The sequence below is a fragment of the Methyloversatilis sp. genome, from assembly GCF_030696805.1.
Classification (GTDB): Bacteria; Pseudomonadota; Gammaproteobacteria; order Burkholderiales; family Rhodocyclaceae; genus Methyloversatilis.
The window spans coordinates 1-12,998 of record NZ_JAUYRO010000031.1; the positions used below are offsets into that span (position 1 = coordinate 1).

At 64.5% G+C, this 12,998-nt stretch carries 15 protein-coding genes; 1 reads left to right on the top strand and 14 read right to left on the bottom strand.

The features are described from left to right. Window positions 1–364 precede the first annotated feature (364 nt). The 3 genes from Q8R75_RS03685 to scpA all read right to left on the bottom strand — a co-directional run bounded on the left by Q8R75_RS03685 (window position 365) and on the right by scpA (window position 5,372). Window positions 365–1,897: an acyl-CoA carboxylase subunit beta gene (locus Q8R75_RS03685; protein WP_305663514.1), complete on the bottom strand. Its 1,533-nt coding sequence runs from the start codon at window positions 1,895–1,897 to the stop codon at window positions 365–367. A 189-nt stretch (window positions 1,898–2,086) separates the two neighbouring features. Continuing rightward, a complete protein-coding gene (gene meaB, locus Q8R75_RS03690; protein WP_305627163.1) occupies window positions 2,087–3,061 on the bottom strand; it encodes a methylmalonyl Co-A mutase-associated GTPase MeaB in 975 nt (324 codons plus the stop codon). Between the two features lie 157 nt (window positions 3,062–3,218). Next, window positions 3,219–5,372 carry a methylmalonyl-CoA mutase gene (gene scpA, locus Q8R75_RS03695; RefSeq protein ID WP_305627165.1) on the bottom strand — a complete coding sequence of 718 codons (2,154 nt, stop codon included), beginning with the start codon at window positions 5,370–5,372 and terminating at the stop codon, window positions 3,219–3,221. 149 nt (window positions 5,373–5,521) lie between these two features. Here scpA and Q8R75_RS03700 point away from each other — a divergent pair, with 149 nt between their 5' ends. Further along, on the top strand, window positions 5,522–6,187 hold the full coding sequence (locus Q8R75_RS03700; protein ID WP_305627167.1) for a GntR family transcriptional regulator: 666 nt from the start codon (window positions 5,522–5,524) through the stop codon (window positions 6,185–6,187). Window positions 6,188–6,202: 15 nt separating this feature from the next. Here the strand turns inward: Q8R75_RS03700 and Q8R75_RS03705 are convergent, their stop codons facing one another. The 11 genes from Q8R75_RS03705 to Q8R75_RS03755 all read right to left on the bottom strand — a co-directional run bounded on the left by Q8R75_RS03705 (window position 6,203) and on the right by Q8R75_RS03755 (window position 12,856). Further along, window positions 6,203–6,646, bottom strand: a complete 444-nt coding sequence (locus tag Q8R75_RS03705) for a hypothetical protein (protein WP_305627168.1) — start codon at window positions 6,644–6,646, stop codon at window positions 6,203–6,205. A 385-nt stretch (window positions 6,647–7,031) separates the two neighbouring features. Continuing rightward, complete coding sequence (locus Q8R75_RS03710; RefSeq protein ID WP_305627169.1) at window positions 7,032–7,358, bottom strand: hypothetical protein; 327 nt, start codon at window positions 7,356–7,358, stop codon at window positions 7,032–7,034. Between the two features lie 118 nt (window positions 7,359–7,476). Further along, the gene (locus Q8R75_RS03715; RefSeq protein WP_305627171.1) at window positions 7,477–7,956 is read right to left on the bottom strand and encodes a transcriptional regulator; all 480 of its coding nucleotides are present in this window, start codon (window positions 7,954–7,956) and stop codon (window positions 7,477–7,479) included. Between the two features lie 137 nt (window positions 7,957–8,093). Continuing rightward, on the bottom strand, window positions 8,094–8,429 hold the full coding sequence (locus tag Q8R75_RS03720; RefSeq protein WP_305627173.1) for a TfoX/Sxy family protein: 336 nt from the start codon (window positions 8,427–8,429) through the stop codon (window positions 8,094–8,096). Window positions 8,430–8,444: 15 nt separating this feature from the next. Further along, a complete protein-coding gene (locus tag Q8R75_RS03725; RefSeq protein ID WP_257098445.1) occupies window positions 8,445–8,864 on the bottom strand; it encodes a DsrE family protein in 420 nt (139 codons plus the stop codon). Window positions 8,865–9,096: 232 nt separating this feature from the next. Beyond that, on the bottom strand, window positions 9,097–9,645 hold the full coding sequence (locus Q8R75_RS03730) for a hypothetical protein (RefSeq protein ID WP_305663515.1): 549 nt from the start codon (window positions 9,643–9,645) through the stop codon (window positions 9,097–9,099). Between the two features lie 69 nt (window positions 9,646–9,714). Further along, window positions 9,715–10,014 carry a ferritin-like domain-containing protein gene (locus Q8R75_RS03735; RefSeq protein WP_257079664.1) on the bottom strand — a complete coding sequence of 100 codons (300 nt, stop codon included), beginning with the start codon at window positions 10,012–10,014 and terminating at the stop codon, window positions 9,715–9,717. A gap of 80 nt (window positions 10,015–10,094) precedes the next feature. Beyond that, the gene (locus Q8R75_RS03740) at window positions 10,095–10,628 is read right to left on the bottom strand and encodes a flavin reductase family protein (RefSeq protein WP_305627177.1); all 534 of its coding nucleotides are present in this window, start codon (window positions 10,626–10,628) and stop codon (window positions 10,095–10,097) included. 161 nt (window positions 10,629–10,789) lie between these two features. Continuing rightward, window positions 10,790–11,149: a VOC family protein gene (locus Q8R75_RS03745; RefSeq protein WP_305627179.1), complete on the bottom strand. Its 360-nt coding sequence runs from the start codon at window positions 11,147–11,149 to the stop codon at window positions 10,790–10,792. A gap of 637 nt (window positions 11,150–11,786) precedes the next feature. Continuing rightward, on the bottom strand, window positions 11,787–12,188 hold the full coding sequence (locus tag Q8R75_RS03750; RefSeq protein WP_305627181.1) for a DUF2784 domain-containing protein: 402 nt from the start codon (window positions 12,186–12,188) through the stop codon (window positions 11,787–11,789). 350 nt (window positions 12,189–12,538) lie between these two features. Continuing rightward, a complete protein-coding gene (locus Q8R75_RS03755) occupies window positions 12,539–12,856 on the bottom strand; it encodes a hypothetical protein (RefSeq protein WP_305663516.1) in 318 nt (105 codons plus the stop codon). Between the last annotated feature and the right edge of the window lie 142 nt (window positions 12,857–12,998).

Genomic DNA, 12,998 nt, shown 5'->3' on the forward strand with positions numbered 1-12,998 from the left:
CAAACGAGCCCGCTGCCCTCACCCGGCGCTGCGCGCCACCCTCTCCCGCTGAGGCGGGCGAGGGAAACACCACCGAGCGCCGACTTCTCCCCTCTCCCGCATCAGCAGGAGAGGGGCCGGGGGTGAGGGCACGCGCTGCGAGTCGTCACGGTTTGCGATCAGTATCTTGTTGAACAAGTCAGGTCTCCTACGATCAGTATGTTCTCGAACATGTCATGGAACTGCGCCGCAAACGAGCCCGCTGCCCTCACCCGGCGCTGCGCGCCACCCTCTCCCGCTGAGGCAGGCGAGGGAACACCGCCGAGCGCCGACTACTCCCCTCTCCCGCATCAGCGGGAGAGGGGCAGGGGGTGAGGGCGCGCGATCACAGCGGAATGTTGCCGTGCTTGCGCCACGGGTTTTCCAGCTGCTTGTCGCGCAGCATGGCCAGCGAGCGACAGATGCGCTTGCGCGTTTCGCTCGGCATGATCACGTCGTCGATGAAACCGCGCTTGCCGGCGATGAAGGGATTCGCAAACTTCTCGCGGTACTCCGCCTCACGCGCCGCAATGCGCTCCGGGTCGTTCTTTTCTTCGCGGAAAATGATTTCCACCGCGCCCTTGGGCCCCATCACCGCAATCTCCGCGCTCGGCCAGGCGAAGTTCACGTCGCCGCGCAGGTGCTTTGAACTCATCACGTCGTAGGCACCACCGTAGGCCTTGCGGGTGATCAGCGTCACCTTGGGCACGGTCGCTTCGGCATAGGCATACAGCAGCTTGGCACCGTGCTTGATGATGCCGCCGTATTCCTGAGCGGTGCCGGGCATGAAGCCGGGCACGTCCACCAGCGTGATGACCGGAATGCTGAAGGCGTCGCAGAAGCGCACGAAGCGCGCCGCCTTGAACGAGCTCTTGATGTCCAGGCAGCCGGCCAGCACCAGCGGCTGGTTGGCGACGATGCCCACCGTGCTGCCTTCCATGCGGGCGAAGCCGACGATGATGTTCTTTGCGTTGTCGGGCTGGATTTCGAAGAAGTCGCCATCGTCGACCATCTTCAGGATCAGCTCCTTCATGTCGTACGGCTGGTTCGCATTGGCCGGCACCAGCGTGTTCAGACTGGGGTCGATCCGCTCGGCCGGGTCCGAACTCGGACGCACCGGCGCCTTTTCGCGATTCGACAGCGGCAGATAGTTGAACAGCCGACGCGTGTAGAGCAGCGCATCGACGTCGTTCTCGAACGCCAGATCGGCCACGCCCGACTTCGTGGTGTGGGTCGTGGCGCCACCGAGGTCTTCTGCGCTCACTTCCTCATGCGTCACGGTCTTCACGACTTCCGGACCGGTGACGAACATGTAGGACGAATCGCGCACCATGAAGATGAAGTCGGTCATCGCCGGCGAGTACACGGCACCGCCGGCACACGGCCCCATGATCAGCGAAATCTGCGGAATCACGCCGGACGCCATCACGTTGCGCTGGAACACTTCGGCATAGCCGCCGAGCGACGCCACGCCTTCCTGGATGCGCGCGCCGCCCGAATCGTTCAGGCCGATCACCGGTGCGCCGACCTTCATCGCCTGGTCCATCACCTTGCAGATCTTCTCGGCATGCGATTCCGACAGCGAACCGCCGAACACCGTGAAGTCCTGCGAAAACACGAACACGAGGCGGCCATTGATGGTGCCGTAGCCGGTGACCACACCGTCGCCGGGCACCGATTCGTCGGCCATGCCGAAGTCGGTGCAGCGGTGCTCCTTGAACATGTCCCACTCTTCGAAGCTGCCTTCGTCGAGCAGCAGTTCCAGCCGCTCGCGCGCGGTCAGCTTGCCGCGCTTGTGCTGCGCCTCGATCCGGCGCTGTCCGCCGCCCAGTCTGGCCTGCTCGCGCTTTTCGTCGAGCTTGAGGATGATGTCCTGCATCGTTTCTGTCTCCTGTTTGAACCGGCCCGCAGACGCGCACCGATCATTCCTTCCTCAACCCTTGCCTGTTCCGGGGCTTCTTCCGATACCCGCACGCTGATGCGTGCCGGACAGCCCTCACCCCAACCCTCTCCCACGGGGAGAGGGAGAATTCTTGCGGCCGGCCCTGGCTGATGCCCGGACCGGTCGTTACTCCATGGCCTGCAGCAGGCGCAGTGCAGCCGCCGACGCAGGCAGGTTACCCGCCGCCACCGCGGCGCGGATGTCCGGCAACGCGGCGCGTACTGCCGCGTGGTGTTCGAAACGGCTGCGCAGACCCTGGTCAACCAGGGTCCACATCCAGTCCAGCGCCTGCCGGCTGCGTCGGGCCGTCCACGCGCCGCTGGCCTGCATGGTGTCGCGGTAACGCAGGATGTCGACCCAGAAGGCCTCCAGCCCGGCATGCTGCAGCGCCGACACCTTCAGCACCGGCACCGCCCAGCCGCTCGATGCGGCACGCAACAGGTGCAGTGCCCCGCGCATCTGCTGCATGGCGCGTTCGGCCGCGGTCTCATCGATATCGCACTTGTTGTAGACGACGATGTCCGCCAGTTCGACGATGCCCTTCTTGATCGCCTGCAGATCGTCGCCGGCATTGGGCAGTTGCAGCAGCACGAACACGTCCGTCATGCCGGCGACTGCGGTTTCCGACTGGCCGACGCCCACGGTTTCGACGATGACGATGTCGAAGCCGGCGGCTTCGCACACCAGCATCGCCTCGCGCGTGCGCGCCGCGACGCCGCCCAGGCTGCCGGACGACGGCGACGGACGGATGTAGGCTTCGCTGCGCAGCGACAGGTGTTCCATGCGGGTCTTGTCGCCCAGGATGGAGCCGCCGGTCAGCGACGACGACGGATCAATCGCCAGCACCGCCACCTTGTGGCCCTTGCCGATCAGCGCCAGCCCGAGCGCTTCGATGAAGGTCGACTTGCCGACCCCCGGTACGCCCGAAATGCCGACCCGGATTGACTGGCCCGTGTGCGGCAGCAGCGCTCTCAGCACTTCGCCGGCGCGCTGCTGATGGTCCTCGCGCGTCGATTCGATCAGCGTGATGGTCTTCGCCAGCGCGCGGCGGTTACCGGCCAGCACGCCGTCGATCAGGGACGCGTCGGAGGGCGGGGTCATGGCGACGATCCAGCCCTGCTCACCGGTGGTGCGCGGTCGACGATTCGATCGCCTGCGGGGCAGGCTCCTACGAAGGGCAAAGCCGCGCCGCTTTGTGTAGGAGCCTGCCCCGCAGGCGATGGCACATCGATACTTGCCACAAGACTCGTCCGGCTCATCACGCCAGCTTCGCCCTGATGGCATCCAGCGTGTCTTTCGCGGCTTTCGGGATCGGCGTCCCCGGGCCGAACACGCAGGCCACGCCGTGGCCGAACAGTTCGTCATAGTCCTGCGCCGGAATGACACCGCCGACCACCACCACAATGTCGTCCGCGCCTTCGGCGCGCAACGCCTTGATGAGCTGCGGCACCAGCGTCTTGTGACCGGCCGCCAGCGTCGACACACCGACCGCATGCACGTCGTTCTCGATCGCCTGCCGCGCCGCTTCTTCCGGCGTCTGGAACAGCGGTGCGATGTCCACGTCGAAACCGAGATCGGCGAAAGCGGTGGCGATCACCTTGGCGCCGCGGTCATGGCCGTCCTGGCCCAGCTTGGCGATCAGGATGCGCGGCCGGCGGCCCTGCTCTTCGGCGAACTGGCTCACGTCGTCCTTCATCACGCTCCACCCCTCATCGTCTTCCACGATGGACTGATACACACCGCTGACCGCCTGAGTGCTCGCGCGGTGACGGCCCCAGATCTTTTCCAGCGCATCCGACACCTCGCCCACGGTGGCGCGCACGCGCATCGCATTGACCGACAGTTCAAGCAGATTGCCCTGGCCGGACCCGGCCGCAGCGGTCAGCGCCGCCAGCGCGGCATCGACCGCAGCATTGTCGCGACCGGCGCGGATCTGTTTCAGCTGCGCCACCTGAGATTCGCGCACGGCGACGTTGTCGATGACGCGCACATCCAGTTTGTCTTCGTCCTTCAGCCGGTACTTGTTGACGCCGACGATGACGTCGCGCCCGGAGTCGATGCGCGCCTGCTTTTCAGTGGCGCACTTTTCGACCTGCAGCTTGGCCCAGCCGGATTCGACCGCCTTCGTCATGCCGCCCATCCGTTCCACTTCCTCGATGATGGCCCAGGCGTGGTCGACCATGTCCTGCGTCAGCTTTTCCATCATGTAGCTGCCGGCCCAGGGGTCGATCACGTTCGTGATGTGGCTTTCTTCCTGGATGATGAGCTGGGTGTTGCGTGCGATGCGCGCCGAGAACTCGGTCGGCAGCGCGATCGCCTCGTCGAAGCTGTTGGTGTGCAGCGACTGCGTGCCGCCGAACACCGCCGCCAGCGCCTCGACCGTGGTGCGCACGACATTGTTGTACGGATCCTGTTCGGTCAGCGACCAGCCCGAGGTCTGGCAATGCGTGCGCAGCATTTTCGACTTGGCGCTCTTGGCACCGAAGCCGTCCATGATGCGGCTCCACAACAGTCGCGCCGCGCGCAGCTTGGCCACTTCCAGATAGAAGTTCATGCCGATGGCGAAGAAGAAGCTGAGCCGCCCGGCGAACTCATCGACGTCCATGCCGCGCGCCATCGCGGTGCGCACGTATTCCATGCCGTCGGCCAGCGTCAGCGCCAGTTCCAGGCCCTGGGTCGCGCCGGCTTCCTGCATGTGATAGCCGGAAATCGAGATCGAATTGAAGCGCGGCATGTTGCGCGCGGTGTATTCGATGATGTCGGCCACGATGCGCATGGAGGGCTGGGGCGGATAGATATACGTGTTGCGCACCATGAACTCTTTCAGGATGTCGTTCTGGATCGTTCCTGAAAGCTGGGCCTGCGGCACGCCCTGTTCTTCGCCGGCGACGATGAAGCCGGCCAGCACCGGCAGCACGGCGCCATTCATCGTCATCGACACGCTCACCTTGTCGAGCGGAATGCCGTCGAACAGGCGTTTCATGTCTTCCACACTGTCGATCGCCACGCCGGCCTTGCCGACATCACCTTCGACGCGCGGATTGTCGGAGTCGTAGCCGCGGTGGGTCGCCAGGTCGAATGCGACCGACACACCCTGCGCACCGGCGGCCAGCGCCTTGCGATAGAAATCGTTCGATTCTTCGGCGGTCGAGAAACCGGCGTACTGGCGGATGGTCCATGGCCGGGCGGCGTACATCGTGGCCTGCGGGCCGCGTACATACGGCGCGAAGCCGGGCAGCGTGTCGGTGTGCGGCAGTCCGTCGATGTCGGCGCGGGTGTACAGCGGCTTGACCGTCAGGCCTTCCGGGGTATGCCAGTCAAGCTTCGCCGGATCGCCGCCGGGGGCCGATTTCGCGGCGGCCTTGAGCCATGCGGCGTATTCGGGGTGAGCGCTGCCTGTCGTATCGGCCATGCTGGATTCCTTCGGTATTTCGGAGAGGCGCGCGCAGGCTAGGCCGGATCCGGCTTGACAGTCACGCGCAAGGCGGAGAATACTTTATCCATAATTATGAATGCAAGTAAGTGCTGCAGTGCGTTAACTGCAGCCACAACCTCCAGGCAATGAACAGCGAAACCCTGAACCGCAGCCCCGACAGCATCGCCCCGCGTGCCCTCTATATAGAAGTCGCCGACCGCCTGCGCCGCCTGATCCAGAGTCACGCCATGGCGCCCGGCGAATGGATAGACGAGCAGGCACTTGCCACGCAGTACGGCATCTCGCGCACGCCGCTGCGCGAGGCACTCAAGGTACTGGCTACCGAGGGAATGGTGGTGCTCAAGCCGCGCCGCGGCTGCTATGTCGCCCAGATCAGCGGCGGTGACCTGGAGGAAATCTATCCGATCATGGCGCTGCTTGAGGGCGAATGCGCCGCGGGTGCCGCCCGCCGGGCGTCGGATGCCGACCTCGAAGAGCTGGCCGCGCTGCATCAGGCGCTGGAAGACAGTGCTGCGGCGCGCGACATCGACCGCTTCTTCGACGCCAACCAGCGCTTCCATCTGCTGATCCACCACATTGCCGGCAACCGGCGCATGGCGCAGATGATCGACGAGCTGCGTGCGGTGCTGAAACTGCAGCGCCACGACTCGCTCTATCTCGAAGGCCGTCTGGTGGCCTCTCTCGAAGAGCACCGCATGCTGTTGGCTGCACTGCGCGCGCACGACGCCGAAGCGGCGCGCGCGACGATGCAGCTGCACATCGAAAGCAGCCGCCGGGCACTCGGCGGCTGAGCCTTCAGCGCCCGCTCACTTTTTTGCAGTGGTGGGTGCGCAGTTGCTGGAGCGGTTGCGGTAGGCCGTCACGCCGTCATCGACCGACCGCAGCACCATGCGCTCGGCTTCCATCGACACAACGTGATCGCTGAGCGCCTTGCCGCCGTCGTACTCGGTGATGATGACGCCGTTCCACACATGCCAGCGCGACTTCACCAGCGCTGACACGATGCGGCATTCCTTGTCGTCGTACTCCCGGTACTCATAGCTCCCGTCGGCGTTGTAGGTTTCGCTGCTGGCGAAGTTCTCGTAGTCGGGACTGTCCGGCGGATTGATCCAGGTACCGATCAGCCTCGCCGCCAGGGCCTCGTCATCCAGCTTCGGCGCGCCCTGTGCCGCGACGGGCTGTGCCGCAAGCGCCCATGCGGTGATCAGAGCGAACAGCGATTTTTGCAGCACGGTCGTTTTTTGCAGCACGGCACTTCCTCCGAACATGTCTTGTGCGCCCGGCCGGGTGGATCCGGCTCGAACGATCGGCGATCTGCAGCGCAGGCGCCTGTTGAATCCCACGGTCCGACAGTCTGACTACGCGAAAATCCTCCGCACGGATGCAGACAACACCAGGGGGACAGCGTGCCCGTCGGCCGGCCGGCGCCAATCCTGGCGATCATTCTCGGGCTGCACCGCAACTTTGCCAAGCCGGACGCCGCACACATCAGTAATGCAGCAAGCACCATTTTCTCTGGCAGAAAAACAGCGCTCACGCGGCAGCGCGAGCATGTCCCCGCGCGACAAAAGCCGCGACGGCTTCCGGTGCGTCATGGTTACGAAGGGTGGCGGGCGGAGGCTGACGCCCGCAGGGTCAGGGCTCCTGGCTGGCGAACCATTGCGCGAGCGTGTCGATGAGCCGTGCCACTTCGGCCCGGTCGTCCGCGCTGCGGCTTTTCAGCATGTGCACCCACGCGCCTTCGCCGTCGGCATCGACGAAGCCGGCGGTATCCATGAAACATTCGAGCTTGTGAATGCCGGTGCGGATGTCATCCGGCAGCTTGGCGCGGTTCATCCGGTGCAGGCCGAGCCGGCATTCCAGGAAGGCACGCCCCAGTGCTTCGTGCTCACCGTCCGGGTGCGGCACCGTCAGTGCCTGACGCGCGGACGAAAACTTTTCGGCTGGGTAACTGTAGCTCATCGACCACTCCCGTTCTTGAACGCCCGATCTTCGCTCGCGCGTCCTGCATTCATGGACCGGCGCCGGACGAGCGGCGCCATCGGCTGCGCATGATACGGGACGCACCGGCTTCGTGAAGTCACGGACCCGTCGGGCGAACCGCGCCCGGGTCAAGGCGTGCCTGCGCATCGACCTGCGCCGCTTCGCTGTGTTCGATGAATTCGTGCGCCCAGCGTTCGGCCCGCGCCCGACAGCTGACCAGCGCCGCCTGGAATTCCGGAACGCTGAAGTACTCGGGCTCGTGCAGATAGGGGTGATGCATGCGGCCGACGTCCAGCGCGTCGTGGCTCAGATCTACCAGGCGCCCGTCGATGAAGTTGTACTGGTGTTCGAAGTGGCCGCGGATCGCACCACCGAAAATCGACTGCATGTACAGCGAAGCGTACTTGCAGGAACCGGACAGATCCGGTGGCGCAACGAGCCCTTGATCCGACGCCCAGTCCGACCACCTCACAAAGAACCATGACTTGGCCGCCGCGAACTGCGCATACGTGTAGGTCACCCTGCCACAGCGTGGCGAAGTCCAGTCGATGTCGTTCATGCGGAGTACCGGGTTCATGGATGCAGCACGTGGCGGACCGCGCCGCCCGGCGTCCGGCCCGGGCGGTGAACGACGTCAGGTCAGCACAGACAGGCTGACTGGACTGTACCGCATGGCACCCGCCCGGGACCGGTGCGGCCGACGATCACCGACCGCTACCGCTTCCCGGGCGGCAGCGTCGCGACGAAGTCCATGCAGCGCTGCAACCAGAACGCGAGGTCCGCGTCCGTGGCGGTACCCGCCGCATCGACGTAGACATACCCGCCCATGGGCTTGCCGTTGAAGTCCATGACCCGGACGTGCGCGCGGGACAGCGATTCGTCGTGGAGGCCCTTTCCGACCCTTGCCGCGAGGCTGCTGTCCAGCACACCGACGACCATGAGGCCATTGCGCAGGAATGCGAGGCCGCCGAACATCTTCCTCTCGGAAATGCCCGAAGCCCGGCCCAGCACCACGCGGATGCGCGATGCCAGATGTTCGTCGTACGCCATCCGGACCGCCCTCTGCTACCAGGTCAGGGTTTTCGTGTTGTCCCTGAACAGGGCGGCGCCGGTCAGGTCCGGATTTCCAACCCTCACCCCGGGCACCAGATCGCCCTCCGTGACACCGTAGTGCTTCATGCACATCGGGCAGATCAGCACGCTTGCGCCGCGCGCGATCAGGTCGGTCAGGGTCTTCTGGTGGTCGGCATACTTCGCCGCGTTCGCCTTCGCGCCGATCAGCACCCCCTTGTCGTTGAGAAAGATCGTCAGCGGATGCCCGCGTTCCATCTGATTCTTCCCGAACGAAATACCCATGTTTGCGCGGTGCTGATCATCGGTCGTGAGATTGATGAAGAGCGGGTCGGTATCGCCCGCCATGGCCGGTGATGCGATTGCGCCCAGTGCCAGCGCGATGAGCAGGAACAGTCTTGCAAGGATCTTCATCAAGGTAACCTCCGGTTTGAACACCTGTTCAAGCTATGCCCGATCGGGTGTGCGCAGGTTGACCCCTGTCAAAGGCGGCCGCGCAGCGGTCGCGCACCGCATCTTCGCTGCAGCTGAACGCATGCAGCGGACTTTCAGCGAGGCGGAAGGATATGCGGAATGCCTGGTCGCCCGGAGCGAGACTCGCGGGTGATGGCCTCCGGACCTCCGTCTTGACCGGGCGGCCGGGGGGTCACCGTGCGGCTTCGCCCGGCTGCAGACCGGCGACCAGCGCAGCCCGCATGTCGGCAGGCAGGCTGGCGACCCCCTTCACCACGCCCGGGCCGCCATGTTGCCGGTGAACCGTGAATTGGCGTGGTGGCGCATCGCCCGGCACCGGAAAGGTGCTGACGTGCAGCAACACCTCGGTGCCGCCTTCGACCAGCGCAGCCGATGACAGCAGCCTGACCACCGGGCCGAGCTCACCCACGGCGATGACAACCACCCGCGTGAAGCGTCCGGCTTGCGCAGCATGCTGCGCGGACACGGCAGACGGGTCGAGACTGTGCACGCGTCGCAGCGCGGCCTCTGCGAAGCATCCGGAACTGGCGAAGAAATCCTTCAGCCCCGTTGCAGCGGCCGCTTCCCGCTCCGCGGCGTCTTTCTGGTCCGCCCGCCATTCGGGCGCCCACAGCACGAGCGCCGTCGCCGATCGCTCGCACACCGCGGCTTGCGGTGACGGTGTCAGGGTGACGACCGTGCTGGCGCACCCGGCCAGCAGCACCGCGCAGAATGGCGCCATCAGGGTTCGCTGACGTCGGATCCTGAATGCCATGGATGCGTGCCGGGGTTCAATGCCGAAGCCTTCAACTCAGTGACCGTGCGCGTCGCTGGTGAGGCTCTTGTCGGTGAACAGGTAGTCCTTCAGTTCGTGCGAGAAGCGATCGTCCTTGCGACGGATCCATTCGAGCACCATGGCGGCGTGTTCCTTTTCCTCGTCGCGGTTGTGTTCGAGAATCTTCTTCAGCACGGGATCCTTGCAGGCGGATGCACGCTGGTTGTACCAATCCACCGCTTCAAGTTCTTCCATCAGCGAAACGATGGCGCGATGCATGTCGCGTACTTCATCCGACAGTTCTTCAACAGGTTCGTGGTAACCGACACTGGACATTGAGAACTCCTTGTTCGCTCTGGTTGGGGGAGGGTTCATTCTGCCTTGGTCAGGAGGCAGGCGGAATGGCCCGAACGTGCTCACCGCATTCCGGAACGCAGCTTGATGCTCTCGCCCGCGACCATGAACTTGCCGTACCCGCGGTGATGAAGCGTGCGGGGGTCCTTGACCTTCGGGTCAACCCAGGCGGCCACGACTTCCAGCACAAACTGTTCGTACCGCCGAACCAGCCTTGTGTCGACCACCCGGCACTCGAGACTCGCGTAGCAGTCATCGAGCAGCGGCGCAGCCACCTGTTCCGCGGCACTGCGCGACAGCCCGAACCGGGCGAACTTGTCGATCCCGGCTCCGCTGCAGTTGCCGCACCCGACCACCTGCTTCGCCAGTTCCACCGTCGGAATGTTCAGCACGCACGTCTTCGATGCCCGAAGCAGCTTCTGCGAGTGATTGCCGGCACTGACCACGCAGGCCACCAGCGGCGGCTCGAACCCGAGCAGGGAGTACCACGTCATCGGCATGACGTCGCTGGCGTCGCAGTGGGCGGTGGTCAGCAGCAGCAGTGGCCCGGGTTCGAGCAGGCTGTAGACCTTCGACAGAGGGAAGCATTTTTTCATTCGCGGCTCAGGTGGCGTGGTGGTGTGCGAGTCCCGGCGTCAACGCCCGGCAGCGTGTTGTGAAATGCCACAGTTGTACGCAAGCGAAAGGATGACCAACTGCCAGGTATCACCTCCAGAGTAAAACCCGGCCTGCGATCGTGGTCGCCTGCGAAGAATCATCAGGCCTCCGGCTCCGACCAGACCGCAAACTCGTTGCCGCTGGGCTCGGTGAAGTGAAACCGTCGACCACCCGGAAACGCAAACACCGGCCTCACGATCGTGCCACCTGCAGCGACCACCTTGGCAAGGGTGCGCTCGAGGTCCGTGCTGTAGAAGACGATGAGCGCACTACCTTGCCGGGTATCTGCCACCAGATCGGACCTGAAGAAGCCCCCGTCGAGGCCCTGGCCGGAGAACGCCGCATAGTCGGCGCCGTAGTCCTCGAACACCCACCCGAAGGCGTCCTGAAAGAACCGCTTCGTCGCATCCACGTCACGCGCCGGGTACTCGACGTAGTTGATCTTCTCGTTTTCCGGCATGACTGTCTCCTGCGCTCTGATGTTCGACATGTCGGGCGGTCGTCAGGCCAGCCCTTTGATGGGCGTGTCAGACCAGGCGCAACATGGACTCGGCGGGCCGCTCGTTGCAACGACTGAAGCTGACCAACGCACAGATTATCGCGGGCAATCTTGACACGGCCGCAGATCTGATTCGAGGGGCTTCCGACGGCAAGGCTGTTCACCATTCGGCGTGCGGCTTCTTCGGTGCTCGGGAAGGGGAGGCCTTCCGTATGCCCGGTCGAGCTGTATTCGCTTTCGGCGACCGAGTAACGAAAGGAAAGCTCAGGACGGAATGACGTGCCATCGCCGTCGGTTGACTCTGTAACGGATGGCTTGACGATGGTGGCCCGGACTTTCGGCCAGTGTTGCGCTCTTTGATACAGGCGGATGCGCGAGCGCGACCTCAGCGCGAGCGGTATGCCGCCGATCAGCAAGGCGATACCGAAGAATCCCAAATTGCTGAGCATGGTGAATCCTGACGTCTGACGTCCGGGTTGGGCCGGCAACGACAACGGGATGCCGGGGCCCGGTTGGCGACAACCTGCCGTACCGCCGCACGAGCCCCCGACAGCGTGCCGCCGGCGCTCTGCCTCAGCCGCACGCCGGCCGCTGCCCGTCAAGAGCCCCGGCGCGGCGGAAACCGCCACCACGCCGCAACAACAAGCAGGCCGAAAGCCACGTACGCCACCGTGAAGACCCAGAACGGCGCCTCGTAGAAAAGAACGCGCTGGACCCAGTGTTCAATGAAGCTACGGCTGTAGGCCGACCCGCCAGCTTGTTCGCGCAGCCACGACTCCAGCACCGTCAGCGGACACAGCTTGCCCAGCACTGACTGAACAACAACGACGCCGATGGCGCCCAGGTGAGCGAGACGCAACCACAGGCCATTCACCCAGCGCCATCCTCGCAGGTTCCCCACGACGATCGCAGCGAGCCCGGCGACGACGAACACCACCACGCCGAAATGCAGCAGAAGCACCGCATCCGCGAGGAATTGGAAGGGCAGTGGCTGTTGCATCGGCGGCGCCTATCGCCCGGGTTCGGCGCCACCGAGCCGATACGACTCAAGGCGGCGTTTCAATGCAGCTGACAAGCCTGGAAACGAGTACAGGCCGGCGGTATTCCAGGAGTCTGTGCTTGTAACGTTCATGTTCTGCTGCACCCACGCCAGCAGCTCGTCATCCACGTACCACGCTCCGAGGTCGTGAAAGCAGATGTACAGGTCTTTGCCCATGTTCTTCTTTGCGAGTGTGCATCTGCCTTTGAGCTGGACGTTCAGGGGGTCAGTTTGTCGTGTCGCCTGACCACAGAACAGGCCGTATAGCTGCCAATCGGATTTTCGCAAAGCCCGCGCGCGCATGGACCACACTAGTTCCAGCGAGGCTGCGTGACGATCGCGAGCAGCACGAAGAGGGTGGCGAGGATTCCCGGAAGGGCGGTGACGGCCAGTGCTGCAATCGCCAGGACGACTCGCCCCCGGGCGTGGAGTGCGTAGCCTGCCCACAGACTGAGCGCCATGACGGACAGAAGGCCAAGCCACAGGACGAGATTGAACGAAGAGACCGAACCGTCCCCGATCCCGACGGCAAAGAAGACCACGGCGACGAAAGTGGTGAGTGCCGAGCACACGGAGGTGGCCAGGAAGACGACGCGGCCACGAATGCATGACGTTGTGCTCGTAGTCATGCGGAGCAAGTCAAGATAGTTGTCGCCTGATTCATGCGACTGACGCGAGTAAGCCTTCGACATGAAGCGCGGCGTTGGCGACGGCGTCACGCTCCGGATTGAGGGTGACGACGCCGATGTGCGACCAGTCGCGCGTGTCGCC

Excerpts from the sequence above, each read along its gene's own strand:
- Q8R75_RS03725 (WP_257098445.1), bottom strand. The coding sequence starts at position 8,864 with ATGAAGATCCTTGCAAGACTGTTCCTGCTCATCGCGCTGGCACTGGGC.
- Q8R75_RS03740 (WP_305627177.1), bottom strand. The coding sequence starts at position 10,628 with ATGAAAAAATGCTTCCCTCTGTCGAAGGTCTACAGCCTGCTCGAACCC.
- Q8R75_RS03700 (WP_305627167.1), top strand. The coding sequence starts at position 5,522 with ATGAACAGCGAAACCCTGAACCGCAGCCCCGACAGCATCGCCCCGCGT.
- Q8R75_RS03730 (WP_305663515.1), bottom strand. The coding sequence starts at position 9,645 with ATGGCGCCATTCTGCGCGGTGCTGCTGGCCGGGTGCGCCAGCACGGTC.
- Q8R75_RS03735 (WP_257079664.1), bottom strand. The coding sequence starts at position 10,014 with ATGTCCAGTGTCGGTTACCACGAACCTGTTGAAGAACTGTCGGATGAA.
- meaB (WP_305627163.1), bottom strand. The coding sequence starts at position 3,061 with ATGACCCCGCCCTCCGACGCGTCCCTGATCGACGGCGTGCTGGCCGGT.
- Q8R75_RS03710 (WP_305627169.1), bottom strand. The coding sequence starts at position 7,358 with ATGAGCTACAGTTACCCAGCCGAAAAGTTTTCGTCCGCGCGTCAGGCA.
- scpA (WP_305627165.1), bottom strand. The coding sequence starts at position 5,372 with ATGGCCGATACGACAGGCAGCGCTCACCCCGAATACGCCGCATGGCTC.
- Q8R75_RS03715 (WP_305627171.1), bottom strand. The coding sequence starts at position 7,956 with ATGAACCCGGTACTCCGCATGAACGACATCGACTGGACTTCGCCACGC.
- Q8R75_RS03755 (WP_305663516.1), bottom strand. The coding sequence starts at position 12,856 with ATGACTACGAGCACAACGTCATGCATTCGTGGCCGCGTCGTCTTCCTG.
- Q8R75_RS03745 (WP_305627179.1), bottom strand. The coding sequence starts at position 11,149 with ATGCCGGAAAACGAGAAGATCAACTACGTCGAGTACCCGGCGCGTGAC.
- Q8R75_RS03685 (WP_305663514.1), bottom strand. The coding sequence starts at position 1,897 with ATGCAGGACATCATCCTCAAGCTCGACGAAAAGCGCGAGCAGGCCAGA.
- Q8R75_RS03720 (WP_305627173.1), bottom strand. The coding sequence starts at position 8,429 with ATGGCGTACGACGAACATCTGGCATCGCGCATCCGCGTGGTGCTGGGC.
- Q8R75_RS03750 (WP_305627181.1), bottom strand. The coding sequence starts at position 12,188 with ATGCAACAGCCACTGCCCTTCCAATTCCTCGCGGATGCGGTGCTTCTG.